The sequence below is a fragment of the Pseudomonas alkylphenolica genome (assembly GCF_000746525.1).
Lineage (GTDB): Bacteria > Pseudomonadota > Gammaproteobacteria > Pseudomonadales > Pseudomonadaceae > Aquipseudomonas > Aquipseudomonas alkylphenolica.
Genome location: NZ_CP009048.1, coordinates 5,097,501 through 5,123,257 on the forward strand (window position 1 = coordinate 5,097,501; position 25,757 = coordinate 5,123,257).

Sequence of the window (25,757 nt, forward strand, 5' to 3'; positions counted from 1 at the left end):
ATATAGGTGTAAAGAATCAGCTGACCTGGTTGATGGCCTCACCGACCGCATCGAACAAGCGATCCAGTTCCTGCGGCTGGCTGTTGAAGGTCGGGCCAAACTGCAGGGTGTCGCCACCGAAGCGCACATAGAAGCCGGCTTGCCACAGCTTCATGGCAATCTCGTACGGACGCACGATGGCATCACCGTCACGGGCGGCAATCTGGATGGCACCGGCCAGGCCGTAGTTACGGATGTCGATGATGTTCTTCGCCCCCTTGACGCCGTGCAGCACTTTCTCGAAATGCGGCGCCAGTTCGGCGGCAGCCTGCACCAGGTTTTCCTTCTCCAGCAGATCCAGGGCGGCGATACCGGCAGCGCAAGCAACCGGGTGCGCCGAGTAGGTATAGCCGTGCGGGAATTCCACGGCGTATTCCGGGGTTGGCTGGTTCATGAAGGTCTGATAGATCTCGCTGCTGGCAATCACCGCGCCCATCGGGATGGCACCGTTGGTGACTTGCTTGGCGATGCACATCAGGTCCGGGGTAACGCCAAAGGCTTCGGCACCGGTCATCGCGCCCATACGGCCAAAGCCGGTGATGACTTCGTCGAAGATCAGCAGGATGTTGTGCTGGTCGCAGATTTCCCGCAGGCGTTTCAGGTAGCCCTTAGGTGGCGGCAGGACACCGGCGGAACCCGCCAGTGGCTCGACGATCAGTGCGGCAATGTTCGAAGCATCATGCAGTTCGATCAGCTTGAGCATTTCATCGGCCAGGGCGATACCGCCCTCTTCCGGCATGCCCTTGGTAAAGGCGTTGCTGGCCAGCAGGGTGTGCGGAATGTGGTCGACATCGAGCAACTGGCCGAACAGTTTACGGTTGCCGTTGACGCCGCCCAGGCTGGTACCGGCGATGTTCACCCCGTGGTAACCACGGGCACGGCCGATCAGTTTGGTCTTGGTGGCCTGGCCTTTCAGACGCCAGTAGGCGCGCACCATCTTCACCGCAGTGTCAGCGCACTCGGAACCGGAGTTGGTATAGAAGACGTGATTGAGGTTGCCCGGGGTCAGCTCGGTGATCTTCTCGGCCAGCTGGAACGACAGCGGGTGACCGAACTGGAAGGCTGGCGAGTAATCGAGCACGCCCAACTGACGCGACACGGCTTCCTGGATCTGCTTGCGGGTGTGACCGGCACCGCAGGTCCACAGACCCGACAGCGAGTCATAGATCTTGCGCCCTTTGTCGTCGGTCAGGTAGCTGCCTTCGGCGGCAACGATCAGCCGTGGATCGCGCTGAAAATTGCGGTTGGCGGTGTAGGGCATCCAGTGGGCGTCCAGCTTGAGCTGGCTGGCCAGACCGACAGGAGCGTTTTCAGGCAGATTCATCGGGCAAGTCCTCGCAAGGCAATTGGGCAGCGATAAGTGTTGTTGCCACTAAGTTGTCACGGGGATAAAGTCTGGAAAACCCAACTTTTCTAATCTTCAGATAGACGAACACTAAACTATGAGCCGGCGCCCCGATCCCCTCGCGCAAGTCAGCGACTTTGATATCCGTCTACTGAAGATCTACCGCAGCGTAGTCGAGTGTGGCGGCTTTTCCGCGGCCGAGAACGTCCTCGGCATTGGCCGCTCGGCCATCAGTCAGCAGATGAGCGATCTGGAGCAGCGCCTGGGATTACGCCTGTGCCAGCGCGGGCGCGCTGGCTTCTCGCTGACCGAGGAAGGCCGCGAGGTGTATCAATCGGCCCTGCAACTGCTCAGTGCCCTGGAGAGTTTCCGCACCGAGGTCAACGGCCTGCACCAGCACCTGCGCGGAGAGCTGAACATCGGCCTGACCGACAACCTGGTGACCTTGCCGCACATGCGCATCACCCACGCCCTGGCCCAGCTCAAGGACCGTGGCCCGGATGTGCGCATCCAGATCCGCATGATCGCCCCCAGCCAGGTTGAGCAAGGGGTACTCGACGGCAGCCTGCACGTCGGTGTGGTTCCGCAAACCAGTCCGCTGTCGGGACTGGAATATCAGCCGCTCTACAGTGAACGTTCGCTGCTCTATTGCGCCGTGGGCCATCCGCTGTTTTATGCCGACGACCGTCAACTGGACGACGAACGCCTCAATAGCCAGGACGCCATCGCCCCGACGTTCCGCTTGCCAGCCGATGTCCAGGCGCACTATCAGGCACTCAACTGCACCGCCAGCGCCTCGGACCGCGAAGGCATGGCCTTTCTGATCCTCACCGGGCGCTATATCGGCTACCTGCCGGATCACTACGCCAGCTTCTGGGTACAACAAGGGCGACTGCGCGCACTCAAGCCGAACCAGCGCTTCTATGACCTGAGCCTGTGCTGGGTGACGCGCAAGGGCCGACGCCCGCATCTGGTCCTGGAAAGCTTTCTGGAAAGTCTGGCGGCTACTCGCTGAGGCTCGATGCTGTGGTAGGTTAGCCGATCAGAAGTGATACCCATTGCCTTGTCTGGAATCGTCCATGCCCTTCGAAGTCCCTGCGCATCGTGTCACCGCCCCGGGCAAGCCCGCCGGCCGCATTCGTCAGAAGAACGAGCAAGCCATCATCCAGGCTGCCGAAGACGAGTTCGCCCGTCATGGCTTCAAGGGCACCAGCATGAACACCATCGCCCTCAAGGCCGGGCTGCCGAAGGCGAACCTGCACTACTACTTCACCAACAAACTGAGCCTGTATGTGGCGGTGCTGAGCAACATCATCGAGTTGTGGGACAGCACCTTCAATGCCCTGAACGTCGAGGACGATCCGGCAACGGCGCTGAGCACTTACATCCGCACCAAGATGGAGTTCTCCCGGCGCAATCCCCAGGCTTCGCGGATCTTCGCCATGGAAATCATCAGTGGCGGCCAGTGCCTGAGCGACTATTTCAGCCAGGATTATCGCGAGTGGTTCAAAGGCCGTGCCGCGGTGTTCCAGGCCTGGATCGACGCCGGCAAGATGGACCCGGTCGATCCCGTGCACCTGATTTTCCTGCTCTGGGGCAGTACCCAGCATTATGCGGACTTTGCCACCCAGATCTGTCAGGTCACCGGCCGTAGCCGCCTGACCAAGCAAGACATGGAAGATGCCAGCAACAATCTTATCCACATCATTCTCAAAGGCTGTGGCCTGAAACTTCCCGACTGAACCTGCGTTTATGCCTTTTACCCTGCTCGACACCTGCGAATTTCGCGAAGAGATTCGCAAGAGCCGCTTCATTACCCTGGCAGCGCCGATCAACAGCGCTGCCGAGGCCATGAGCTTCATTGAACAGCACAGCGACCTGGCCGCCACCCACAACTGCTGGGCCTGGAAGCTGGGTGCGCAATACCGCAGCAGCGACGACGGCGAACCCGGCGGCACGGCCGGGCGCCCGATCCTGGCGGCGATCGAAGCCCAGGACTGCGATCAGGTCGTGGTCCTGGTGATCCGCTGGTACGGCGGTATTCAACTGGGTACCGGCGGTCTGGCCCGCGCTTATGGCGGCGGCGCCAACAAGTGCCTGCAGCAGGCAGAAAAGCGCCTGCTCGTCAGCCGCAGCGAAGTCAGCTGCAGTTGCAGTTTCAGTGAGCTGGCCCTGCTTAAATTGCGCGTGGCAGAAGCCGACGGCCTGGTGCTGGAAGAACACTTCACCGCCAATGGCGTTGATTTGTTGCTGGCTTTGGGTGAAGAACAGATCGAGCCGCTGCAACGCCAGCTGGCCGACCTCAGCCGCGGCCGGATTCTGCTGGAGCGACGCTGAACAATTGCCCACATTCACTGTGGGCCCGGCTGTGGATAACCTCTGGGCATTCGCCTGCGCGCCTTGAATCACGCGGCCTTCAGGCAAACGATCATATTTTGATCAAGATTTGATGACAGCGTTTCAACTGCCGGAAAATCAGTCAGTTATCCCCATTTATTTCCCCCGGGAGGAAGCCAGCAGGCGCTTATATCCACATCTGGAGCTTGCTCACAGATACTGTGGAGCAAGCTGTGGATAAGCCGTGTACCCCTGCGTCAACAGCCTGTTCGGCCACGGTTTGGCTAGACTGGTTATTCTTTGATCAACGACGTACCCATTGAAAGGAGTTCCTCATGCCCTCGAACAAAACCGCCCTGATCATCGGCGCCTCGCGCGGCCTCGGGCTGGGTCTGGTACAGCGCCTGGTGGAAGACGGCTGGGATGTCACAGCCACAGTGCGTGACCCGGCCAAGGCCACCCAGCTGACAGAGCTACCGAGAGTCCAGGTGGAAACCCTGGAGATGAACAGCGGCACTCAGCTCGACGCCCTGCAACAACGCCTGCACGGTCAGGTCTTCGACCTGCTGTTCGTCAACGCCGGGATCATGGGCCCAGGCGACCAAAACGCCGAACGCGCACAGTTGGCCGACGTCGGCGACCTGTTCATGACCAACGCCGTATCGCCGATCCGCGTCGCCCAGCGCTTTGCCCCGCAGCTGCGCAACGATGGCGTGCTGGCGTTCATGAGTTCGATCCTCGGCAGCATCACCATTCCCGACGGCAGCGAGATGTGCCTGTACAAAGCCAGCAAAGCGGCGCTGAACTCGATGATCAACAGTTTCGTCACCCTGCAACAGCCACAGCAGACTGTGCTGGCCATGCACCCGGGCTGGGTCAAGACCGACATGGGTGGCGAGAATGCCGAAATCGACGTGCTCACCAGCACCCAAGGCATGCTCGAACAGGTCAAGGCCAACGCCGGCAAAGGCGGCCTGTACTTCATCAACTACAAGGGCGACAGCCTGATCTGGTGAAACCGTTCACGGTGGGTGTAGACTCGACACCTCGCCCACCGTGGCGGACCTGGATCAGCAGACAGGGCAACACTGAGCTGGCTAACCTGAACCCACTTTCAGAGGAGCCGGCACCATGCCTGCGACCCGTATCTGGTTGAAAAACCCGCTTGCCATCTTCACCGCCAACAGCCTCGATGCCCGTGGCGGCCTGGTCCTTGAAGACGGCCGTATCACTGAACTCCTGGCCCTCGGCGAAACCCCGTCCAGCCCCTGTGGACAAGTCTTCGACGCCCGCGAGCACGTGGTCCTGCCAGGACTTATCAACACCCACCACCACTTCTACCAGACCCTGACCCGCGCCTGGGCGCCGGTGGTCAATCAGCCGCTGTTTCCCTGGCTCAAGACCCTCTACCCGGTCTGGGCCCGCCTGACTCCAGCCAAGCTGGAGCTGGCCACCCGCGTAGCCCTGGCTGAATTGCTGCTGTCCGGCTGCACCACGGCGGCCGATCACCATTACCTGTTCCCGGATGGCCTGGAAAACGCCATCGACGTACAGGTCGAGGCCGTGCGCAAGCTCGGTATGCGCGCCATGCTCACCCGCGGCTCGATGAGCCTGGGCGAAGCCGACGGCGGTCTGCCGCCGCAACAGACGGTGCAACAGGGTGAAGTGATCCTGGCCGACAGCCAGCGGCTTATCCACAGCTACCACGAACGTGGCGAGGGCGCGCAAATCCAGATTGCCCTGGCGCCCTGCTCGCCGTTCTCGGTCACCCCAGAAATCATGCGTGCCAGTGCCAGCCTTGCCGAAGAGCTGGATGTGCGCCTGCACACCCACCTGGCCGAAACCCTCGATGAAGAAGACTTCTGCCTGCAACGCTTCGGGCTGCGCACCGTGGATTACCTAGACAGTGTCGGCTGGCTTGGCCCACGTACCTGGCTGGCCCACGGGATTCACTTCAACCCGGACGAAATTGCCCGCCTGGGCGCTGCCGGTACCGGCATCTGCCATTGCCCGAGTTCGAACATGCGCCTGGCCTCGGGCATTTGCCCGACTGTTGACCTGACCAACGCTGGTGCGCCGGTTGGCCTGGGTGTCGACGGGTCAGCCTCCAACGATGCCTCCAACATGATCCTCGAAGCGCGCCAGGCCCTGTACCTGCAGCGCCTGCGCTACGGCGCCGAAGCGATCACTCCTGAACTTGCCCTGGGCTGGGCTACCCGCGGGTCGGCGCAGTTGCTTGGGCGTACCGACATCGGTGAGCTGGCGGTCGGCAAACAGGCTGACCTGGCCCTGTTCAAACTCGACGAGTTGCGCTTCTCCGGCAGCCACGATCCGCTTTCGGCGCTGTTACTGTGCGGTGCCGACCGTGCCGACCGGGTCATGATCGCCGGCCAGTGGCGGGTGATTGACGGCCAGATCGAAGGCCTGGACGTCCAGGGTCTGATCGCCGATCACCGCCAGGCTGCCGCACAGCTGATTGCCGGCTAAGGCGTCAGAGCCCAAGAAACGCCAGCATGATGAAGGTGGCGAACAGCACGAAGTGGGTCATGCCCTCGATCGCGTTGGTTTCGCCATCGTTGAGATTGATCGCGCTGACGATCAGGGTGATGGCGATCATCACCGTCTGCACTGGCATCATGGCCATCTGAAAGGGCTGGCCGGTGTAGAGCGCCATTGCCTCCATCAGTGGCACGGTCAATATCACCGTGGACAGTGATGCCCCCAGGGCGATATTGACCACCGACTGCATGCGGTTGGCCAGCGCCGCGCGCAGTGCGGTGAAGATCTCCGGCGCCGCAGAAATCGTCGCCACCACAATAGCCATCAGCACCGGCGGCGCACCACTGCCCTGCAGGCCGTAATCCAGAGGATGTGACATCGCCTCCGCCAGTACGCCGATAATCATCACCCCGACGATCAGGATGCTGATCGAGCGCACCTTGCTTACCGGGGCCGGCGATGGGTCGCGGCGTTTTTTCTGCGGGTAGCTGTAGCTGAAGAAATAGCTGTGGGACCCGACCTGCATACGCAGGAACAATGCGTAGAGCAGCAGCATCGCGGCAATGGTAAACGCCGAATACAGCTTCCAGTGCTCTCGCGCAATGAACTCGGGTACCACCATGGAAACGCCCATGGCGGTCAGGATCATCACGCTGTAAGTGCGTGCCGAATCATCGTTGTAGGGCTGCTCGCCGTGCTTGAGCCCGCCCATCAGCGCTGCCAGTCCAAGGATCCCGTTGATATCGAGCATCACCGCCGAGTAGATGGTGTCACGTACCAGCGTCGGCGAGGCCTCATTGCTCATCATGATCGCCAGCACCAGCACCGCCCCGCCAGTAACGCGACCGTGTGGCCATGCCTCAGCAGTTGCCCCTGCAGCGGCCAGGCCAGAGCCGCCAGCAGCACAGCCAGTATCAACGGTTTTTCCTGGTTCAGGAGGCTAAGCATCGACGGCCTTGAGCAGGTGGTAGCGGGCAAAGTGACTGCAGTCACTGTAGAAGGTTTCCGGCAAAGGCCGCCCGGTCAGGTTTCTCGGCCAGCGGCGAACAACCCTGTAGAATGCTGACAACCGCACCTGATGAGAAACCGACTTTATGTACGACTGGCTTAACGCGCTGCCCAAGGCAGAATTGCACCTGCACCTGGAAGGATCGCTGGAGCCCGAGTTGCTGTTCGCCCTGGCCGAACGCAACAAAATCGCCCTGCCCTGGAACGACGTCGAAGCCTTGCGCTCGGCCTATGCGTTCAACAACCTGCAGGAGTTTCTCGACCTCTACTACCAGGGCGCCGACGTGCTGCGCACCGAGCAGGACTTCTACGACCTGACCTGGGCGTACCTGTTGCGCTGCAAGGCGCAGAACGTGATCCATACCGAGCCGTTCTTCGACCCGCAAACCCACACCGATCGCGGCATTCCCTTCGAAGTGGTGCTCAATGGCATCAGCGCTGCGCTCAAGGATGGCCAGCAGCAGCTGGGCATCGGTAGCGGCCTGATCCTGAGCTTCCTGCGCCACCTGAGCGAAGACGAAGCGCACAAGACCCTCGACCAGGCCCTGCCGTTTCGCGATGCCTTTATCGCCGTAGGTCTGGACAGCTCGGAAATGGGCCACCCGCCGAGCAAGTTCCAGCGCGTCTTCGACCGCGCCCGCAGCGAAGGCTTCCTGACCGTTGCCCACGCCGGTGAAGAAGGTCCGCCCGAGTACATCTGGGAAGCCATCGACCTGCTCAAGATCCAGCGCATCGACCATGGCGTGCGCGCCATTGAAGACGAACGCCTGATGCAGCGGATCATTGACGAGCAGATCCCGCTGACCGTCTGCCCGCTGTCCAACACCAAATTGTGCGTCTTCGACCATATGAGCCAGCACAACATCCTCGACATGCTCGAGCGCGGCGTGAAGGTCACGGTGAACTCGGATGATCCAGCGTATTTTGGTGGTTATGTCACCGAAAACTTCCATGCCCTACATACCCACTTGGGCATGACTCAGGATCAGGCCCGGCGTCTGGCGCAGAACAGCCTGGATGCGCGGTTGGTGAAGCCGTAGGGATTAATGGCCGCATCGCGGGGCAAGCCCGCTCCTACAGAAGGAGCGGGTTTGCCTCGGCGCTAGCCGACTGATTTCAACGTTAGCGGCTGGGCAATCCGGTTGATCTGATGCAGTCCCGCCGCACTGATCTGCAACCTGCGTGACGTCTCACTCTCGCGGATCCAGCCGGATTGCATGAACAGCTTCAGCAGGCTACTGCCCAATGCACCGCCCAGGTGCGGGCGATGGTCGCTCCACTCGCTGCAGCAGCGGCAGCTGCTGAATCTTCTGTGCTGATAGCGGGCCAGCGCTTCAATGAAGATGCCATGGCTGGCAAATTGCGTGCGTCCCTCCGGGGTCACTTCGATCTGTTGCTCCAGGCCCTCCAGCCAACCTGCGTCGAACAGGCGCTGGTAAAGGTCCGCCGCCAGCTCACCGCCCAGATGATCACCGCACAACCGCGCCCGGCGCATGGACAGGGGAATGCCGACATCCTCCCGGGCCGCGAGCATTTCCCGGGTAGTGACCTGAACACTGGCCAGTGCTTCCACAGCAGCGCCGACTTCAGGCCCGGCAAGCCTGAAATACCGCTTTCTGCCGCGCGGCTCAAGCTTGAGCAAGCCGCTGGCCGAGAGCCTTGCCAAATGCGCACAGGCCGAAGAAAGCGTCAGGCCGGTTATGTCCGCCAGTTCATCAGAAGGCCGCGCCATTCCGTCGATCAACGCCCAGAGCATCGCGCTGCGTTTAGGGTCGGCAAGCAGGCTGGCAATCTGGCTGATACTTGTAACAGGTTTCATATCTCAACTCCCTGCGAGATCACATCTGAAATCGTTCGAATAACCATGGCAGCAACATTTACTGCGAGGTTCCCGATGTCAGAACGGCTGGAAGTTGTAGGGTTGACTCACCAGCAGTCAGCCAGTGCTGTAAACCAGGCAAAGATAGAGGGGGAGCGATAACTTGCCGGCCGCTGACATGGAAGTTTCTCTCGCTGGAAACGACTGCTGGATCGATTATAAGCCGCCGCGGCGCAACAAACTCCGCGCCTGTCTGCAGGCAACCGGGTAAAACTACCCTGCTCTGCCGAACCATAGCCATGACGTTCTCAGGGAATAGGCAGGATGACTTTCTACATGTTTGTCGTAGAGCCGCATGCCATACCTGTTCGTTTCAACTTTTAAATAGCTGGCGATAAAAAAATCAGAAACTAAGCCTACAGTTGATGCACTCAGAAACTACAAATAAATCGGCCGATTCTGTAGTACCAAAAGCGCGCTAAAGGCTCACATGCTGCCGTTGTTCGAGCAGAGCCTGGCAGCGCTCCCTGAGCAGATTGCGCAGCAACTGCACCGGCTTACCCAATTGCGCCCGATGCGTGCACATCAGGTTCAGCGGTGCGGCTTCGCCTTCCAGGTGCCCCAACAGTACCTTCAAGCGTCCTGCCTGCACGTCGAACGCCACATCCAGCCAGGATTTGTAGGCGATTCCCAAGCCGGCCAGCGCCCAGCGGCGGACCACATCGGCATCGTCACAGAAGCGGTCGCCGCTGACGGTTATCCCGGCTTCAGTTGCTCCCCGGCCAAATCGCCAATGATCGTGAACGCGGCTGCCCAGCTGGTAGAGCAGGCAATTGTGCTGAGCCAGGTGGGCGACGTCCTTCGGCTCGCCATGCCGGGCCAGGTACGCAGGCGAGGCGCACAACACACGGCGGTTATCAGCGCACAGCGGCAGTGCCACCAGGCTTGAATCTTCCGGTGTGCCGTAGCGCAGGGCAATGTCCGCCGCCTGGCGAAACAGGTCGGCATTGCGGTCGCCCAGCAACAGGCGCACCGACAGCTTCGGATGCTCGCGCTGCAGTTCATCCAGCCAGGGCAGTAAGACATTGCGCCCGAAGTCCGACGGCGCAGACAGCTGCAACACGCCACTGACGTCATCCTGCCCCCGTGCCAACTGACGCCGCCCTTCATCCAGGCTGGCCAGGGCATTGCGCGCATGTAACAGAAATCCCTCGCCTTCGGCGGTCAGGCGCAGGTTGCGGGTAGAGCGGGCCAGCAAGCGCGTACCCAATTGCTGCTCCAGGCGTTTGAGTGCGGCACTGGCCACCGCCGGGGAAAGATCGAGCAGGCGTGCCGCCGCCGACAGGCTGCCCAGTTCGGCGGTGCGAACGAACAGCTGCAGGTCATCGATTCGCACGGAAAGGCCTCGGTATTATCAAAAAAACATTGAAAGTATCTGTCGTTCTAGCGGCTTTTAACAGGAAGTGAAAGCGCCAATGATGGCGTCCAACGATTTACCCTTGAGGACCTCACACATGAAAGCCATCGCCTACTACCATTCCCTGGCCATTACCGACCCGGCCTCCCTGCAGGACATTGAACTGCCAGTCCCTGAGCCAGGGCCACGGGACCTGCTGGTAGAAGTGCGGGCCATCTCCGTCAACCCGGTGGATACCAAAGTCCGCCAGAACGTGCAGCCTGAAGCTGGCGTCGCCAAGGTGCTGGGTTGGGATGTGGCCGGTGTGGTCAAGGCGGTGGGCAGCGAGGTCAGCCTGTTTCAGCCAGGCGACAAGGTTTATTACGCAGGCTCCATCGCCCGGTCCGGAGCCAACAGTGAGCTGCATGTGGTCGACGAACGCATCGTTGGCCATATGCCCAGGACCCTGAGCTTCGCTGAGGCCGCCGCCCTGCCGCTGACGGCGATCACCGCCTGGGAACTGCTGTTCGAGCGCCTGCAGATTGCTGAAGGGCAAGAGGATTCGGGCCAGCGTCTGTTGATCGTCGGCGCTGCCGGTGGCGTCGGCTCGATTCTGACCCAATTGGCCAGCCAGTTGACCGGGCTCACCGTGATCGGTACCGCCTCGCGTCCACAGACCCAGGAATGGGTCCGTCAACTGGGCGCCGACCAGGTGGTCGATCATAGCCAGCCACTCGCCGAAGCACTCAAGGCGCAGGGTATCGATTACGTCACCCATGTCGCCAGCCTGACCCAGACCGACCAGCACCTGGCACAACTGGTCGAGGCCTTGGCCCCGCAAGGCAAGCTGGCGCTGATTGATGACCCCAAACAACTGGACGTCGGCCTGCTCAAACGCAAGAGCCTGTCGCTGCACTGGGAGTTCATGTACACCCGTTCGCTGTTCGAAACCGCCGACATGATCGAGCAGCACAAGCTGCTCAACCGGGTTGCCGAACTGATCGATGCCGGTACCCTCAAGACCACCCTGGGCGAGCATTACGGCACCATCAACGCCGCCAATCTGCGGCGTGCCCACGCCCTGCTGGAAAGCGGTGCGGCCAAGGGCAAGATCGTTCTCGAAGGTTTCTGAGGCATGGTGCCCGCTCCGATTTCGGAGTGGGCATGACCGTCAGTCCGACAACTGACTCAGGTCATATCCCTGCAGTACGGCAGCGCTACAATTCTTCAGCCAACGCTAAACCGCAGGTATGCCACGATGATTATTCAAGTCAGTGCATCAGCCCAGAAGCCCGGCTGCCCATGGCAGGTTCGGCTGGACCAGCAGGTCGTGAACTTTCGCAGCGAGGCCGAGGCCCGCGCCTTCGTCAACACCTTGCAGGCCCGCTTGCAGGCGCCGCACCCGCTCAAACGGGTCGGCTGAGCTGTACCCGACGGGTGGCCATCGACATCGCAACTGCCCCCAGCCCACACAGGCTGATGACCAGCGCCATGGGCATTGCGCTGCCATCGTGCAACACGCCGACCAATGCCGCTGCGCCCGCCGCGACACTGAACTGAATACAGCCTAGTAGCGCCGAAGCGCTCCCGGCCCGTGCGCCTTGTCCGTTCATGGCGCACGCCGAGGCATTGGGGATGATGCAACCGAGGCTGGCAATGCAGATGAACAGCGGAATCAACAACGGCCAGAGCTGGGCCGGTTGCAAGCCGCTGATCGCCAGCAAGGTCAAGCCCGACGCCAGGTACACCCAGACTGCCCGCCTCAGCAAAAAGGCCGGCCCGCGCTTGGCCAGCAGCCGCGCATTGATCTGCGCCACCAGAATGAACCCTGCCGCGTTGCTGCCGAACAGCCAGCCATAGTGCTCGGCGGGCACTCCGTAAAGCTTGATGAAGACGAACGGTGAACCGGCGATATAGGAAAACATCCCGGCAATGGCGATACCACCGGTCAAGGCATGGCCGATGAAGACCCGATCCTTGAGCAGGCGCCCATACTGGCGCAAGGCACCGGAAAGCGGCTGGCGTGGCTGGCTGGCCGGCAGGCTTTCCGGCAAGCCCAAAGCGACGGCCAGGGTGCACAGGGCACTGAACAGGGTCAGGGCGACAAAGATCGATTGCCAGCCATACACATTGACCAGCACACCCCCGAGCATCGGTGCCAGGATCGGCGCCAGGCCCATCACCAGAACCAACTGGGAAAACACCTTGGCCGAGGCTATCGCATCGCATTTGTCACTGACGATCGCCCGTGACAGCACCATACCGGCGCATCCGCCCAGCGCCTGGACGAAGCGCGCCGCGATCAACGCATCGAGGTTGGGTGCAAAGGCGCAAGCGAGTGACGCCAGGGTAAACAGGCAGACGCCAACCAGCAGGGGAACCCTGCGACCGAAACGATCGGCCACCGGCCCATAGGCCAGCTGACCAATGGACAAGCCCAGGAAGTAGGCGGCCAGAGTGGTCTGGATATGTTTTTCGTCAGTACCGAAGGCCAGCGCCATCGCTGGAAAGCCTGGCAGGTAAAAATCAATCGCCAGGGGCCCGAACGCACTCAGGGCGCCCAGAATCAGGATGGTTCGCAGGTTCATCGGGAATCCATAGCAGGCTAAGCAAGTCTGCTAGTTTAACCGTCCTGCCGGGGTTTCGCTGCGAAGAGTTGGGCCCGCGCAGTGAATCTTTTATCCACCGCGCGGGCCCGCAGGGGTCAGAGCGCTTCGGCCTGATAGCCTTCTTCGCGGATCAGTTGAAGAATCTGTGGAGCCTGCAACGAACTTTGCACCTTCACTTGTTTCTGCGCGAGGTCGACTTCAACCACGGCTTCTTCATCCTGAGCCTGCACTGCACGGGTCACGGCCTTGACGCAATGGCCGCAAGTCATTCCTTGAACGTTGAACACTTGCATGGGGACTGCCTCCTGTGGGTTTTGACTCAGTTTCAAGCTTGCCACCGGGGCAAGGTCAAGATCCGCTTCACGCTGCCGGGCTGGAAATCATCGTCCGGGTCGGCCAAGCTGCGAGCCTGACGATTGACGATGCAGGAGTTTGATTTCATGCGCAGGGCAGCTTTCGGCCTTTTCGGCCTGCTGGGTATTTTCGCTGGGCTTCCCCAGGCCAGCGCCGCGGGGCCAAGTGACTACAGCATTCTGATCATCTCCCGCGAACGCCTGGAAGTGGCGACCTCGTGCGAGATCGGTGTGTACATCAACGATCAACTGGCCGGGCGCGTGTTCCAGGAGCAGTCGACCTCATTCAACTTGCCGCCGGGCGACCTCGATGTGCGCCTGCGCTACCTGCCTGGCCAGGCGCCAGGGTGCCAGCCAGGGATCGAGAACCAGCGCAGCAACCACTTGAAGCTGTTGCCCGGGCAGATCAATAAATACCGGATTGCAGCCGATCAGAATGGCCTCAAATTGATCAGATCCGGCCTGGGCTATTGACCTTACCCGCATGGCAAGGTTGATGCTGGTGGCCTGTCCAAGGAGGAGTGCCCATGTCTGCATCTACCACTTTCGATCTGCCGATTGTCGGCATGACCTGCGCCAGCTGTGCTGGCCGGGTCGAGCGCGCCCTGCGTAAAGTCAGCGGCGCCGAACAGGTCAGCGTCAACCTCGCCACCGAACAGGCGCGCATTCAAGCGCCGGCCGATAGCCTGCCGGCCCTGGTCGAGGCGGTCGAACAAGCCGGCTACCATGTGCCCAACCAGACCCTGGAGCTGCAAATCGGCGGCATGACCTGCGCCTCCTGCGCGGGCAGGGTCGAACGGGCGCTGGCCAAAGTGCCCGGCGTACAACAGGTCAGTGTCAACCTGGCCAACGAACGTGCGCACATCCAGATGCTCGGCCAGCTCGACAGCAGCCGCTTGATCGATGCCGTCATCCACGCTGGCTACTCGGCCAGCCTGCCGCAAAGCACCCAGGTCAATCAGGCCGATGCCGAACGCCGCCTGCGCAAGGAGCGTTGGTCGGTGGCCCTGGCGGTATTGCTGGCGCTGCCCCTGGTACTGCCGATGGTGTTGCAGCCTTTCGGTGTGCACTGGATGTTGCCGGCCTGGGTGCAGTTCGTCCTCGCCACCCCGGTGCAGTTCATTCTCGGCGCACGTTTCTATGTCGCCGCCTGGAAAGCCGTGCGCGCTGGCGCCGGCAACATGGACCTGCTGGTCGCCATCGGTACCAGCGCCGGTTACGGCCTGAGTATCTATGAATGGGCCCAGGCCAGCCCCGGGGTGATGCCGCACCTGTACTTCGAAGCCTCTGCCGTGGTGATTGCCCTGGTGCTGCTCGGCAAGTACCTGGAAAGCCGCGCCAAACGCCAGACCGCCAGCGCTATCCGCGCCCTCGAAGCCCTGCGTCCGGAGCGTGCCTTGCTGCTGGTCGATGGCCAGGAACGTGATGTGGCGATCAGCGAACTGCGTCTGCACGACCTGGTCGTGGTCAAACCCGGCGAACGCTTTCCGGTGGATGGAGAAGTCATCGAAGGACAAAGCCACGCTGACGAGGCACTGATCAGCGGCGAAAGTCTGCCGGTACCGAAACAGTCGGGGGACAAAGTCACCGGTGGTGCGATCAATGGCGAAGGCCGCTTGATCGTGCGTACCCTGGCCCTGGGTACCGAAACGGTCCTGGCGCGCATCATCCGCCTGGTCGAAGACGCACAAGCGGCCAAGGCACCGATCCAGAAACTGGTGGACCGCGTCAGCCAGGTGTTCGTCCCGGCGGTCTTGGTGCTGGCGCTGATTACCCTGGTCGGCTGGTGGCTGGCCGGCGCACCGATTGAAACCGCCTTGATCAACGCCGTCGCCGTGCTGGTCATCGCCTGTCCCTGCGCACTTGGTCTGGCCACGCCGACGGCGATCATGGCCGGTACCGGGGTCGCCGCTCGCCACGGTATTCTGATCAAGGACGCCGAGGCCCTGGAGCGTGCCCATGCGGTCAACCGGGTAGTATTCGACAAGACCGGCACCCTGACTTCCGGCAGCCCGCGCATCGTCCACAGCAAGGCGGCGGTCGGTGAACCGGCTCAACTCCTGCAACTGGCCGGCGCCCTGCAGCGCGGCAGCGAGCATCCACTGGCCAAGGCCGTACTCGATGCCTGTGCAGAACAAGGGCTGGTCGTCGCCGACATCAGCAACAGCCAGTCACTGACCGGACGCGGGATCGCCGGCAGCCTGGACGGTCGCGAACTGGCCTTGGGCAACCGTCGTATGCTCGACGAGAGCGGCCTGCAAGCGGGCGACCTGCAAGTCAGTGCCAAAGACTGGGAAGCCGAAGGCCGGACCCTGTCGTGGCTGATCGAACGCAGCCCGCAGCCGCGTGTGCTGGGCCTTTTCGCTTTTGGCGACAGTCTCAAGCCCGGTGCCGGACAGGCCGTGCAGCAACTGGCCGGGCAAGGCATCAGCAGCCATCTGCTGACCGGTGACAACCGTGGCAGCGCCATGGTCGTCGCCCAAGCCCTGGGCATCAATGACGTGCACGCCGAAGTGCTGCCAGGCGACAAGGCCGCCCACGTCGCGCAGCTCAAGCAGTCGGGTGTGGTGGCGATGGTCGGTGACGGCATCAACGACGCTCCGGCCCTGGCCGCAGCCGATATCGGTATCGCCATGGGTGGTGGCACTGACGTGGCCATGCAGGCCGCCGGTATCACCCTGATGCGCGGTGATCCGCGCCTGGTGCCGGCCGCTCTGGAGATCAGCCGCAAGACCTATGCGAAGATTCGCCAGAACCTGTTCTGGGCCTTCATCTACAACCTGATCGGGATTCCGCTGGCCGCTTTCGGCATGCTTAACCCGGTACTGGCGGGTGCGGCGATGGCGCTGTCGAGTGTCAGTGTGGTCAGCAACGCGCTCTGGCTGAAAACCTGGAAGCCTGAAACCCCACCACAGGACAACGCCCAATGAACATCGGCCAAGCCGCTCGCCGCTCCGGGTTGAGCGCCAAGATGATTCGCTACTACGAGTCGATTGGTCTGCTCAAGCCGGCCCTGCGCAGCGACAGCGGTTACCGCTTGTACCAACAGGAAGACTTGCATCGCCTGGCCTTCATCAAGCGCTCGCGCGACCTGGGCTTCTCACTGGAAGAGGTCGCCCGTCTGCTGACCCTGTGGCAGGACCGCCAGCGCGCCAGCGCCGACGTCAAGGCCCTGGCCAGCCAGCATATCGATGACCTCAACCGGCGCATCGAAGAGCTGGTGAGCCTGCGCGATACCCTGAGCGAACTGGTTGCCCACTGCCAGGGCGACGATCGTCCCGACTGCCCGATCCTCAAGGACCTGGCAGCCGGGGGCAGTTGCTGTCACTGACGGCTTACTGCAACCAGGGTGGGGTAGGCTCTTCTTCCTTGCTCGAACCCCGTTCGGCGTCCTCTCTGATGGCACGCCGACGGGCTTCGTCAAAGCGCGCGGCATCGATTTCACGCATAACCCCGTCGATATCGGCGCTGTGCTCGTCCTGGGCGAACTGACCGGTAAGCTCGCTTTCCGGCAACAATTCGCCAGCCTGGTACAGGGCCCACATTTCCTGGGCGTAGCGGGTGTCCCTGAGCTCCGGAGCAAAACGCCCGAAATAGGCCGCCATGTTGCCGACATCGCGCTCCAGCATGCTGAAGGCGTGGTTGTTGCCTGCCGCATCCACCGCCTGTGGCAAGTCGATGATCACCGGGCCATCGGGCCCGAGCAGCACGTTGAACTCCGACAGGTCACCATGCACAAGGCCGGTGCAGAGCATCAGCACAATCTGGCGGATCACGAACGCGTGGTACTCGCGGGCTTGCTCAGGCTCCAGGTACACATCGTTGAGTCGTGGGGCGGCATCGCCGTACTCGTCGGCCACCAGTTCCATCAGCAGCACGCCATCGAGAAAGTCGTAAGGCCGTGGCACACGCACGCCGGCATTGGCCAAGCGGAACAGGGCCGCCACTTCGGCATTCTGCCAGGCGTCCTCGGCCTCTTTGCGCCCGTACTTGGAACCTTTGGCCATGGCCCGGGCCTGGCGGCTGTTGCGTACCTTGCGCCCTTCCTGGTATTCGGCGGCCTGGCGGAAGCTGCGTTTGTTGGCTTCCTTGTAGACCTTGGCACAGCGCAATTCCTTTCCGCAGCGCACCACGTACACGGCGGCCTCCTTGCCACTCATCAACGGTCGCAGTACTTCGTCGACCAGTCCATCTTCAACCAGTGGTTCAATGCGTTTTGGAGTCTTCATCGGCTTTTGTCGGGGGTCCTGTTCTGCCAGACACGGGATTTTTTGTAGGTCACCGGTGCTGCACCGGATTGTCGCTGTAGCAAGACCGCACTGCGTTGTAACGGCAATCGGTCAGACTTGCCATAGTTTTTGTAAATGTTGGTGCCCAATCGTTCACAAAAATCACCAGATTTCTTTACCGCACTACAGTCGCATGCCCCCTGGGGTGAAACCGAACAGGCTTTTGAACGCCGCTATATAAGCCGAGGTGGAGTCATAACCGCAGCCCAGCGCAGCTTCGGTGACGCTCTGCCCGGCCTCCAGCGTTGTCAGCGACGATAGCAGGCGCATGCGCTGGCGCCAGCCACGAAAGCTCAAGCCGGTTTCGCGCTGGAACAGGCGCATCAGGGTCTTTTCCGAGGTATTCAAGCGCTGCGCCCACTGCCCCAGGGTTTGTCCCTGGTCCGGGTGGGCGAGCAATTCGTTGCACAGTTCAAGCAAGCGTGGATGCTGCGGCAACGGCAAGGAAAAGCCCACCTCCGGCAAGGCCTGCAACTGGTCCAGCAACACCGCCACCAGCCGCGCCTCAGCGCTGTCGCCTTCGGTGTAGTCAACCGGCAGCAGACAGAACTGCTTGATCAGCTCGCGCGCCAGTGGCGTCACTTCCAGCACCCGGCACTGCCCCGGCGCCCAGCAAGCTTCCTCACGGCGCACATACAGGCTGCGCATCTCGGCCTGCATCGAGGTCACCACCTCATGTTCAACCCCAGGCGGAATCCAGACGCCCCACTGCGGCGGCGCGAAGTAGCTGCCCTCGGCGGTGTACACCCCCAGCACGCCACTGATCGCGTAGGAGAACTGCACCCAGTCATGCTGATGACGTGGTGTCCAGGAGCCGGCCCCGAGACTTTCCGCCCGCGCGTACAGCGCCCGCGGCAGGCGCTCGAGCACAGGAATCGGACGCGGTGAAGGTTGTTGTCCGTTTATCGGCATCACTTGGCCTTATGTCGCAAGACGGCAATCATGCGCCGAGCGTAGCCTTTGCGCTCAATGATTACAAAATGATTCGAAGGCCCGCCGATGCAAGCGCTCAAACACCTTAAACGCGTGTTAACCGACTGGTTCCTCTGCGGCATGTTCCTCGCCACCTTCCTGGCCTGGCGGTTCCCTGATGTTGGCCGCAGCGGCGGGGCAATGCATGCCGAATACCTGATCAATGGCGGGGTGTTCCTGGTGTTCTTCCTGCACGGTATCAACCTGTCCAGCGAGCAGATTGGCCGCGGCCTGAAGAATGGCCGACTGCATCTGATGGTGCAGGGTTTTACCTTCGTGGTCTTCCCTCTGCTCTGGTGGCTGGCGGACAAGCTGCTTGGCAGTCATGTACCGGCGCTGCTGATGCTGGGCTTTTTCTACCTGTGCGCTCTGCCCTCGACCATCTCGTCTTCGGTGGCCCTGACCGGCAGCGCTGGCGGCAATGTGCCGGCAGCGATCCTCAATGCCAGCCTGTCCAGTGTCCTCGGGATCTTCATCACGCCCTGGCTGGTCAGCCTGGTGGTCGGCACCGGCAGCAACGGCATCGACCTCGGCGCCACCCTGCTCGACCTCTGCGCCCTGTTGTTGCTGCCGCTGGTGCTCGGCCAGTTGCTGCGTCCCTGGCTGGGGCGTTTCTTCGCCAAGCACAAGCGTTACACCAACATCCTCGACAAGCTGGTGATCCTGCTGCTGGTCTATGCGGCCTTCTGTAACTCGATGGTCTCGGGCATGTGGCAGCAGCAAGGCAGTGCAGTATTGCTTACCGCGTTTCTGGGCAGTGCTCTGTTGCTGGCGCTGATTCTCTGGTTGACCACCCGCACCGCCCGGACCCTGCGTTTGAGCCCGGCCGATGAAGTGGCAGCGGTGTTCTGTGCCAGCAAGAAATCCCTGGCCGCCGGTGCACCGATGGCCGCACTGATCTTCGGTGCGCATCCGGGCCTGGGCCTGATCCTGCTGCCGATCATGATCTACCATCCGCTGCAACTGATCGTCTGCTCGATCATGGCCGAACACTATGCCAATCGTCCGGCCCCCATCACTGCGGGCACATTGCTCAGCGCTCGATGATCGCCGTCACGCCCTGACCACCGGCGGCGCAGATCGAAATCAGGCCACGGCCCTTGCCGGCGGTGGCCAGCAGTTTGGCCATGTTGGCCAGGATGCGCCCACCGGTAGCGGCAAACGGGTGCCCGGCCGCCAATGAGCTGCCCTTGACGTTGAGCTTGCTGCGATCGATCGCCCCCAGCGCTTCGCTCAGCCCCAGGCGGCGCTGACAGTAATCGGGATCTTCCCAGGCCTTGAGGGTGCACAGCACCTGGGCGGCGAAGGCTTCATGAATCTCGTAGTAATCGAAATCCTGCAGACTCAGACCATTGCGCGCCAGCAAACGTGGCACCGCGTAGACCGGTGCCATCAGCAGCCCTTCCTGGCCTTTGACGAAGTCCACCGCAGCGGTTTCGCCGTCGACCAGATAGGCAAGCACCTCAAGCTGGTGTTCATGGGCCCACTCTTCACTGCCCAGCAACACCACAGACGCGCCATCGGTGAGCGGCGTGGAGTTGCCGGCGGTGAGGGTGCCCTTGTCGCTACGCTCGAACACCGACTTGAGACTGGCGAGCTTCTCCAGGGTCAGGTCGGCGCGCAGGTTGTTGTCGCGGGTCAGGCCGAGGAAAGGCGTGAGCAGATCGTCATGCCAGCCCTCGGCATAGGCCGCTGCCATGTGTTGGTGACTGAGTAGTGCCAGCTGGTCCTGATCCGCTCGGGGAATTTGCCAGCTCTGCGCCATCAGCTCGCAATGCTGCCCCATGGACAGCCCCGTGCGCGGCTCGCCATTGCGTGGCAGTTCCGGCTTCAGGTGCCCTGGACGCAACTGCAGAAACGCCTTGAGTTTATCTGCCAGGGTCTTGCCGCGATTGGCCTGAAGCAGAATCCGGCGCAAACCTTCATTGACCGCGATGGGCGCATCGGAAGTGGTGTCGACGCCACCAGCAATTCCGCTGTCGATCTGCCCTAGGGCGATCTTGTTGGCCACCAGCAAGGCGGTTTCCAGCCCGGTACCACAGGCCTGCTGCAGATCGTAAGCCGGGGTTTGCGCCGACAGCCGCGAACCAAGCACGCACTCGCGGGTCAGGTTCATGTCCCGTGAATGTTTGAGCACCGCCCCGGCGGCGACCTCGCCCAGTTGCAGGCCATGCAGCCCGAAGCGCTCGATCAGCCCTTCGAGGGCTGCCGTGAGCATCGCCTGGTTGCTGGCTGTGGCGTAGGCACCGTTGGAACGGGCGAAGGGAATCCGGTTGCCGCCAATGATTGCGACCCGGCGCAATGAGCGCATGCGAAACGTCCTCTTCATAACGGTGGGAGCGGGCTTGCCCCGCGATGCGATGTGACTGGCGGCTTGCAATCGCGGGGCAAGCCCGCTCCCACAGGGTTAAGACTGTTTGCTCCCCAACAGCGTAGGTGTTTTTTCAGCGTTCGAACGACCAACGGCCAAAGATGGTCCACACTTTGAAGCTTATTTCAGGGAGAGCCGCACATGAGCGACCGCTATATCGACTTCGCCAACTCCGATCTCGGCCGCCGCCTGGTCGGTGCCGTCGGTTTGCCCAGCCCTGCTCGCCTGGAACGCTGGCAGGCCGGTCGTCTGCGCCCGGTCGAAGGCGCGTTGCTGCTCGGCGGCGGCCCCCTGGCAAACAAAGTCGAGGCGTTTGCCCAACGCCTGACCGATGAGATCTACAGCTTCGCCAGCCCCGACCTGAACGCCAGCGAATGGGTCGCGGGCCTTGGCCCCAAGCTCAAGGCCGTGGTGTTCGACGCCAGCGAGCTGGACGACATTGACCAGCTCAAGCAGCTGCGCGAGTTCTTCCAGCCGCTGCTGCGCAGCCTGGCGCCCTGCGCCCATGTGGTGATTCTCGGGCGGGCCCCGGAGCAGCTTGATGACCCGCTGGCGCAAGTCGCCCAACGCGCCGTGGAAGGCTTCAGTCGTTCACTGGCCAAGGAGCTGCGCGCCGGGGGCACCCTGCAGTTGCTGTACGTCAGTGACGATGCTGAAGACCAGCTCGAAGGCGCCTTGCGCTTTTTCCTCTCGCCCAAGAGCGCCTTCGTTTCCGGCCAGGTCCTGCGCCTGCAGGCCTGCGCCACGCAGGTGCAGGACTGGACCCGGCCGTTGGCCGGACGCAAGGCGCTGGTCACCGGGGCGGCGCGCGGCATCGGCGCGGCCATTGCCGAAACCCTGGCCCGCGACGGCGCCGAGGTCGTGCTGCTCGATGTACCCCAGGCCAGAACAGACCTTGAGGCCCTGGCCGCACGCCTCGGCGGGCGCAGCCTGGCGCTGGACATCTGCGCCGCCGACGCCGCCGCGCAACTGCTCGAAGGGCTTCCGGACGGCATCGACATCGTCGTGCACAACGCCGGCATCACCCGCGACAAGACCCTCGCCAACATGACCCCCGAATACTGGGACTCAGTGCTGGCAGTCAATCTCAAGGCGCCGCAGTTGCTGACCCAGGCACTGTTCGACAGCGGCGCCCTGCATGACCACGCGCGCATCGTGTTGCTGGCCTCGATCAGCGGTATCGCCGGCAACCGCGGCCAATCCAACTACGCCGCCAGCAAGGCCGGGCTGATCGGCCTGGCCCAGGCCTGGGCGCCGAAACTGGCTGCGCGCGGTAGCAGCATCAACGCCGTGGCCCCAGGTTTTATCGAAACCCGCATGACCGCCGCCATTCCCTTCGCCCTGCGCGAAGCCGGACGGCGCATGAGTTCCCTGGGTCAGGGCGGCCTGCCCCAGGACGTCGCCGAAGCTATCGCCTGGCTGGTGCAACCTGGCTCCGGCGCGGTCAATGGCCAGGTGCTGCGCGTCTGCGGCCAGGCCGTGATGGGGGCCTGAACATGACTCGACACTGGCAGGACCTGAGCAGCACAGCGGCACTTTCCAGCCTTTACCTGCGCGCCGCGCGCAAGCGCAAGATCACTGGCGACACCTTGCCCGACAGCGGATTGCGCTGTTACCTGGAGGTTCGGCCGCAGCAGCTCGAGGCCTATCGCAAGCTCTGCCATTTCAGCGACGATGGACGCTTGCCGCCGACCTTCCCGCACGTAATGGCCTTCGCCTTGCAGTTGCAGGTGCTGACGGCCAAGGCGTTCCCCTTCCCCTTGCTGGGCATGGTCCATCTGCACAACAGCATCCGCGTGATACGTCCGCTGGGTGGTATCAGCCGCCTGCTCTTCTCTGTGCATGTGGAGAACCTGCAGCCACACGAGAAGGGTGCCACCTGCGACATGATTACCGAAGCTGAGGATGGCTTGGGGCTGCTCTGGTCGGAAACCAGCCGCATGCTCTGCCGCGGCGTAAAACTGAGCGGGGAACCCCCGGCCACTGCAGAGCAGGTCAACGAGCCCCTGGATGAACTGACCCGCTGGTACGCCGACAGCGATATCGGTCGCCGTTACGCCAAGGTCTGCGGCGACTACAACCCGATCCACCTGAGCGCTACCAGTGCCAGGCTGTTCGGCTTCCCCTGCGCCATTGCTCATGGCATGTGGAGCAAAGCCATGACCCTTGCCGCGTTGCGCGGACACCTGCCAGTCAGTGGTTACGAGATTGCAGTGGACTTCCTCAAGCCGGTGCGCCTGCCCAGCGAAGTGTTCCTCAACGCCAGCCCCAGCGCCGCCCAGGGTCAGCTACGCCTGGACGGTCATGGCGAGCTGGTACATATGCGCGGTAGCTGGCGGCCACAGGACTGATACACCGCGCTTGCGTTGCACAGCGGCCCGCCTGAAGCTATGCGGCTTGAGGAGAGCCTTGATGAACCTGCACGAACTGACCCAACGCCTGCACCGCATCCGTGACAACAACGACTGGCGCGGCTTTCACAGCCCGAAAAACCTGGCCATGGCCGCCAGTGTTGAAATGGCCGAACTGGTGGAGATTTTCCAGTGGCTGAGCGAAGACCAGTCACGCCAGCTGACGCCTGAGCAACTGGAGCACGCCGGCCAGGAGGTCGGCGATGTGGTGCTGTACCTGTTGCTGCTGTGCAGCGAGCTGGGCCTGGACATGGATCAGGTGGTGCGCGCCAAGCTGGCCGACAGCGAAAGGCGGTTTGCCCGATGAAAGACCGCCATTTCGATGCCCTGGCCACGCGCTTTGCCGAGAAAATCTACGGCGGTGCCAAAGGCGCGATCCGCCTTGCAGTGCTGCAGGCCGACCTCGCCGAGACCCTGCCCAAGCGCCCCTTGCGCGTCCTCGATATCGGTGCGGGCCTGGGGCACATGGCCTTGTGGCTGGCCGAGCGCGGCCACCAGGTCACCCTCGCCGAACCCGCCGCGCCGATGCTCGAAGGCGCCCGCACGCGATTTGCCGAAGCCGGGCAGCAGGCGACGTTCATCCAGGCCCCCTGGCAAGACCTGCTCGGCCAGCTGACCGAACCCTACGACCTGGTGCTGTGTCATGCGGTGCTGGAGTGGCTGGCGGAACCGGAAACCATCCTGCCGGTACTGCACCAGCTGACCCGCAGCGATGGCCTGCTGTCACTGGCGTTCTACAACCGTGATGCACTGGTCTATCGCAACCTGCTCAAGGGCCATTTCCGCAAACTGCGCCGCGACGACATGGCCGGTGAAAAGCAAAGCCTGACCCCGCAAAAACCGCTTGATCCACGCACGCTCAGGGTGCAACTTGAAGCTCTGTGGCAGGTCGAAACAGAAAGCGGAGTACGGGTGTTTCACGATTACATGCCAAGCGAGTTCCAGGCCAGGGCCGAGTTGCTCGACCTGCTGGAAATGGAACTGGCACATCGGCGCCATCCCGCCTTTGCCGGGTTGGGGCGTTACCTGCACTGGCTCTGTCGACCACGCTGAATCACGCCGGGAGGGTGACATGCCGTACCGTTTGACCCTGGGCCTGTTGTGCCTGGCACTGACAGGCTGCCAGAGCAGCAACCCCTATGTCGCCAGCTCCCGCCCGCTGCCTCCGGCTCCGCCGCAAGCGGCCACTACCTTCGATGCCAGTGCTTATCCTGCACCGCCGCGGGACTTTGGCCGCTACCGCAGCTGGGCCTGGCAGGACGGCCAGCTGCCGGCTGGCGGCGCCCTGGCGGAACCTGCGCAACTGGCCGAAGCGGTCAGCAACGCCCTCGACCAGCGCGGCCTGCGCCCGGCACGCAATGGCCAGGCGGGCGATCTGCTGGTCAGCGCCAATGTGCAACTGGAGCGCCGCCTGCAGCAGGTGCGCGAAGATTATTACCCCTATGGAGGTTATCCCTATGGTGCTTACCCCTATGGCGGCTACGGCGCTTATGGCAGCGCCGGCCGTTACCACAATGGTTATGGGGTGTATGCCAGCGCTCCGCTGGTGCGCACTTACGAAGTCGAAGTGATGGTGGTCCGTGTCGACCTGTATGACGCCCGCGACGGTCAGGCCGTCTGGAGCGCCAGCGCCGAGACCGCCAGCCAGGGTTCCCAGGGCGAACGCGAGGAGGCCCTGCGCGAATCATTGAAAAAGGCCCTCAACGGCTATCCTCCCAGCTAAAGGCAATTGGAGATCCATCATGTTGTGCCGTCTCGCTTTACTTTCACTCGTGGTGTTGCTGGGTGCCTGCCAGAGCCACAACATCACTCAGGACTACGACGCCAGCCGCGATTTTGCCGCCTACCGCAGCTGGGTCTGGCAGGAACCGGCACTGCAGTACCGCCCCGACGATCCGCGGATCAAGAGCGACCTGACCGAACAGCGCATCCGCCAGGCCGTTACCGGCCAGCTTGATCAGCGTGGTTTGCGCCCGGCCCAGGGCAGCAGCAAGGGCGATCTGAAAGTGCAGACCTACCTCATCGTCGAGCAGCGTCAGCAGCAGATCACCACCAACTATGGCGGTGCCTGGGGAGGCTACTGGGGTAACTACTGGGGCGGGCCGATGTACAACGAAACCCGCAGCGTTGACTACAAGGTGGCGACCATCCAGGTCGATATGTTCGACGCCAAAGATGGCAAGCTGGTGTGGCGTGGCAGTGCCGAGCAGATCATGAACAACTACCCGCCAAGCCCCGAAGAGCGCAGCAACGCAATCCAGGAAACCGTGATGAACGCCTTGTCGAACTATCCGCCGCGCTAAAGGCGC

At 62.3% G+C, this 25,757-nt stretch carries 26 protein-coding genes and 1 pseudogene; 18 read left to right on the top strand and 9 right to left on the bottom strand.

Annotation, left to right across the window (positions count from 1 at the left end; genetic code table 11):
- Positions 1-16: 16 nt before the first annotated feature.
- A complete protein-coding gene (gene aptA, locus PSAKL28_RS23415; RefSeq protein WP_038614973.1) occupies positions 17-1,363 on the bottom strand; it encodes an omega-aminotransferase AptA in 1,347 nt (448 codons plus the stop codon).
- Between the two features lie 118 nt (positions 1,364-1,481).
- Here aptA and PSAKL28_RS23420 point away from each other — a divergent pair, with 118 nt between their 5' ends.
- From PSAKL28_RS23420 to PSAKL28_RS23440, 5 genes are all read left to right on the top strand, one after another.
- Entirely contained in the window at positions 1,482-2,399 is a 918-nt protein-coding gene (locus PSAKL28_RS23420) for a LysR family transcriptional regulator (protein ID WP_038614975.1), read from the top strand.
- A 64-nt stretch (positions 2,400-2,463) separates the two neighbouring features.
- Positions 2,464-3,126 (top strand): TetR/AcrR family transcriptional regulator, encoded by a 663-nt coding sequence (locus PSAKL28_RS23425; protein WP_038614977.1) that lies wholly within the window; start codon positions 2,464-2,466, stop codon positions 3,124-3,126.
- A gap of 10 nt (positions 3,127-3,136) precedes the next feature.
- Positions 3,137-3,721, top strand: a complete 585-nt coding sequence (locus tag PSAKL28_RS23430) for an IMPACT family protein (RefSeq protein WP_038614979.1) — start codon at positions 3,137-3,139, stop codon at positions 3,719-3,721.
- A 335-nt stretch (positions 3,722-4,056) separates the two neighbouring features.
- Entirely contained in the window at positions 4,057-4,737 is a 681-nt protein-coding gene (locus PSAKL28_RS23435; protein ID WP_038614982.1) for an SDR family oxidoreductase, read from the top strand.
- Positions 4,738-4,852: 115 nt separating this feature from the next.
- On the top strand, positions 4,853-6,208 hold the full coding sequence (locus PSAKL28_RS23440) for an 8-oxoguanine deaminase (protein WP_038614985.1): 1,356 nt from the start codon (positions 4,853-4,855) through the stop codon (positions 6,206-6,208).
- Positions 6,209-6,212: 4 nt separating this feature from the next.
- Here PSAKL28_RS23440 and PSAKL28_RS23445 read toward each other — a convergent pair.
- Positions 6,213-7,168 (bottom strand): annotated as a pseudogene (locus tag PSAKL28_RS23445) (calcium:cation antiporter).
- A gap of 146 nt (positions 7,169-7,314) precedes the next feature.
- Here PSAKL28_RS23445 and PSAKL28_RS23450 point away from each other — a divergent pair.
- Positions 7,315-8,268 carry an adenosine deaminase gene (locus tag PSAKL28_RS23450; RefSeq protein WP_038614988.1) on the top strand — a complete coding sequence of 318 codons (954 nt, stop codon included), beginning with the start codon at positions 7,315-7,317 and terminating at the stop codon, positions 8,266-8,268.
- Positions 8,269-8,330: 62 nt separating this feature from the next.
- Here PSAKL28_RS23450 and PSAKL28_RS23455 read toward each other — a convergent pair whose 3' ends face one another.
- Both PSAKL28_RS23455 and vimR read right to left on the bottom strand, forming a co-directional pair.
- A complete protein-coding gene (locus PSAKL28_RS23455; RefSeq protein ID WP_038614991.1) occupies positions 8,331-9,047 on the bottom strand; it encodes an ArsR/SmtB family transcription factor in 717 nt (238 codons plus the stop codon).
- Between the two features lie 478 nt (positions 9,048-9,525).
- Positions 9,526-10,443, bottom strand: a complete 918-nt coding sequence (vimR, locus tag PSAKL28_RS23460; protein ID WP_038614994.1) for a transcription regulator VimR — start codon at positions 10,441-10,443, stop codon at positions 9,526-9,528.
- Positions 10,444-10,561: 118 nt separating this feature from the next.
- On the opposite strand from vimR, the gene PSAKL28_RS23465 reads away from it, so the two are divergent.
- Entirely contained in the window at positions 10,562-11,575 is a 1,014-nt protein-coding gene (locus PSAKL28_RS23465) for a zinc-binding alcohol dehydrogenase family protein (protein WP_038614996.1), read from the top strand.
- 126 nt (positions 11,576-11,701) lie between these two features.
- Positions 11,702-11,866 carry a hypothetical protein gene (locus PSAKL28_RS27945; RefSeq protein ID WP_167335130.1) on the top strand — a complete coding sequence of 55 codons (165 nt, stop codon included), beginning with the start codon at positions 11,702-11,704 and terminating at the stop codon, positions 11,864-11,866.
- Here the strand turns inward: PSAKL28_RS27945 and PSAKL28_RS23470 are convergent.
- Together PSAKL28_RS23470 and PSAKL28_RS23475 are read right to left on the bottom strand one after the other, a co-directional pair.
- Positions 11,850-13,031, bottom strand: a complete 1,182-nt coding sequence (locus PSAKL28_RS23470) for a multidrug effflux MFS transporter (protein ID WP_038614999.1) — start codon at positions 13,029-13,031, stop codon at positions 11,850-11,852. The two genes, PSAKL28_RS27945 and PSAKL28_RS23470, sit on opposite strands and share 17 nt — an antisense overlap.
- 116 nt (positions 13,032-13,147) lie before the next feature.
- Entirely contained in the window at positions 13,148-13,345 is a 198-nt protein-coding gene (locus PSAKL28_RS23475) for a heavy-metal-associated domain-containing protein (RefSeq protein ID WP_038615001.1), read from the bottom strand.
- 147 nt (positions 13,346-13,492) lie between these two features.
- Here PSAKL28_RS23475 and PSAKL28_RS23480 point away from each other — a divergent pair, with 147 nt between their 5' ends.
- Genes PSAKL28_RS23480 through cueR form a run of 3 tightly spaced genes read left to right on the top strand, consistent with a single transcriptional unit; the run spans position 13,493 to position 16,736 of the window.
- Positions 13,493-13,879, top strand: a complete 387-nt coding sequence (locus PSAKL28_RS23480) for a hypothetical protein (protein ID WP_038615003.1) — start codon at positions 13,493-13,495, stop codon at positions 13,877-13,879.
- Positions 13,880-13,932: 53 nt separating this feature from the next.
- On the top strand, positions 13,933-16,335 hold the full coding sequence (locus PSAKL28_RS23485) for a heavy metal translocating P-type ATPase (protein ID WP_038615005.1): 2,403 nt from the start codon (positions 13,933-13,935) through the stop codon (positions 16,333-16,335).
- Complete coding sequence (cueR, locus tag PSAKL28_RS23490; RefSeq protein ID WP_038615006.1) at positions 16,332-16,736, top strand: Cu(I)-responsive transcriptional regulator; 405 nt, start codon at positions 16,332-16,334, stop codon at positions 16,734-16,736. Before PSAKL28_RS23485 ends, cueR begins: the two co-directional genes overlap by 4 nt.
- A gap of 4 nt (positions 16,737-16,740) precedes the next feature.
- Here the strand turns inward: cueR and PSAKL28_RS23495 are convergent, their stop codons facing one another.
- Together PSAKL28_RS23495 and PSAKL28_RS23500 are read right to left on the bottom strand one after the other, a co-directional pair.
- A complete protein-coding gene (locus PSAKL28_RS23495) occupies positions 16,741-17,634 on the bottom strand; it encodes a PA4780 family RIO1-like protein kinase (RefSeq protein WP_038615008.1) in 894 nt (297 codons plus the stop codon).
- Between the two features lie 183 nt (positions 17,635-17,817).
- Positions 17,818-18,606: an AraC family transcriptional regulator gene (locus PSAKL28_RS23500; RefSeq protein ID WP_038615010.1), complete on the bottom strand. Its 789-nt coding sequence runs from the start codon at positions 18,604-18,606 to the stop codon at positions 17,818-17,820.
- An 87-nt stretch (positions 18,607-18,693) separates the two neighbouring features.
- Between PSAKL28_RS23500 and PSAKL28_RS23505 the strand changes: the two genes are divergently transcribed.
- On the top strand, positions 18,694-19,713 hold the full coding sequence (locus PSAKL28_RS23505; RefSeq protein WP_038615012.1) for a bile acid:sodium symporter family protein: 1,020 nt from the start codon (positions 18,694-18,696) through the stop codon (positions 19,711-19,713).
- Here PSAKL28_RS23505 and PSAKL28_RS23510 read toward each other — a convergent pair.
- The gene (locus PSAKL28_RS23510) at positions 19,700-20,977 is read right to left on the bottom strand and encodes an acetyl-CoA C-acetyltransferase (protein ID WP_038615013.1); all 1,278 of its coding nucleotides are present in this window, start codon (positions 20,975-20,977) and stop codon (positions 19,700-19,702) included. The genes PSAKL28_RS23505 and PSAKL28_RS23510 overlap by 14 nt on opposite strands.
- A 201-nt stretch (positions 20,978-21,178) precedes the next feature.
- On the opposite strand from PSAKL28_RS23510, the gene PSAKL28_RS23515 reads away from it, so the two are divergent.
- The 6 genes from PSAKL28_RS23515 (at position 21,179) to PSAKL28_RS23540 (ending at position 25,751) form a co-directional block, all read left to right on the top strand.
- On the top strand, positions 21,179-22,531 hold the full coding sequence (locus PSAKL28_RS23515) for a 3-oxoacyl-ACP reductase (protein WP_038615015.1): 1,353 nt from the start codon (positions 21,179-21,181) through the stop codon (positions 22,529-22,531).
- Positions 22,532-22,533: 2 nt separating this feature from the next.
- A complete protein-coding gene (locus PSAKL28_RS23520; RefSeq protein WP_038615017.1) occupies positions 22,534-23,388 on the top strand; it encodes a MaoC family dehydratase in 855 nt (284 codons plus the stop codon).
- A gap of 61 nt (positions 23,389-23,449) precedes the next feature.
- Positions 23,450-23,755, top strand: a complete 306-nt coding sequence (locus PSAKL28_RS23525; protein ID WP_038615019.1) for a MazG-like family protein — start codon at positions 23,450-23,452, stop codon at positions 23,753-23,755.
- Positions 23,752-24,501 (top strand): methyltransferase domain-containing protein, encoded by a 750-nt coding sequence (locus PSAKL28_RS23530; RefSeq protein ID WP_038615021.1) that lies wholly within the window; start codon positions 23,752-23,754, stop codon positions 24,499-24,501. Before PSAKL28_RS23525 ends, PSAKL28_RS23530 begins: the two co-directional genes overlap by 4 nt.
- Before the next feature lie 19 nt (positions 24,502-24,520).
- The gene (locus PSAKL28_RS23535; protein ID WP_038615023.1) at positions 24,521-25,171 is read left to right on the top strand and encodes a DUF4136 domain-containing protein; all 651 of its coding nucleotides are present in this window, start codon (positions 24,521-24,523) and stop codon (positions 25,169-25,171) included.
- 19 nt (positions 25,172-25,190) lie between these two features.
- On the top strand, positions 25,191-25,751 hold the full coding sequence (locus tag PSAKL28_RS23540; RefSeq protein ID WP_038615026.1) for a DUF4136 domain-containing protein: 561 nt from the start codon (positions 25,191-25,193) through the stop codon (positions 25,749-25,751).
- Positions 25,752-25,757 lie beyond the last annotated feature (6 nt).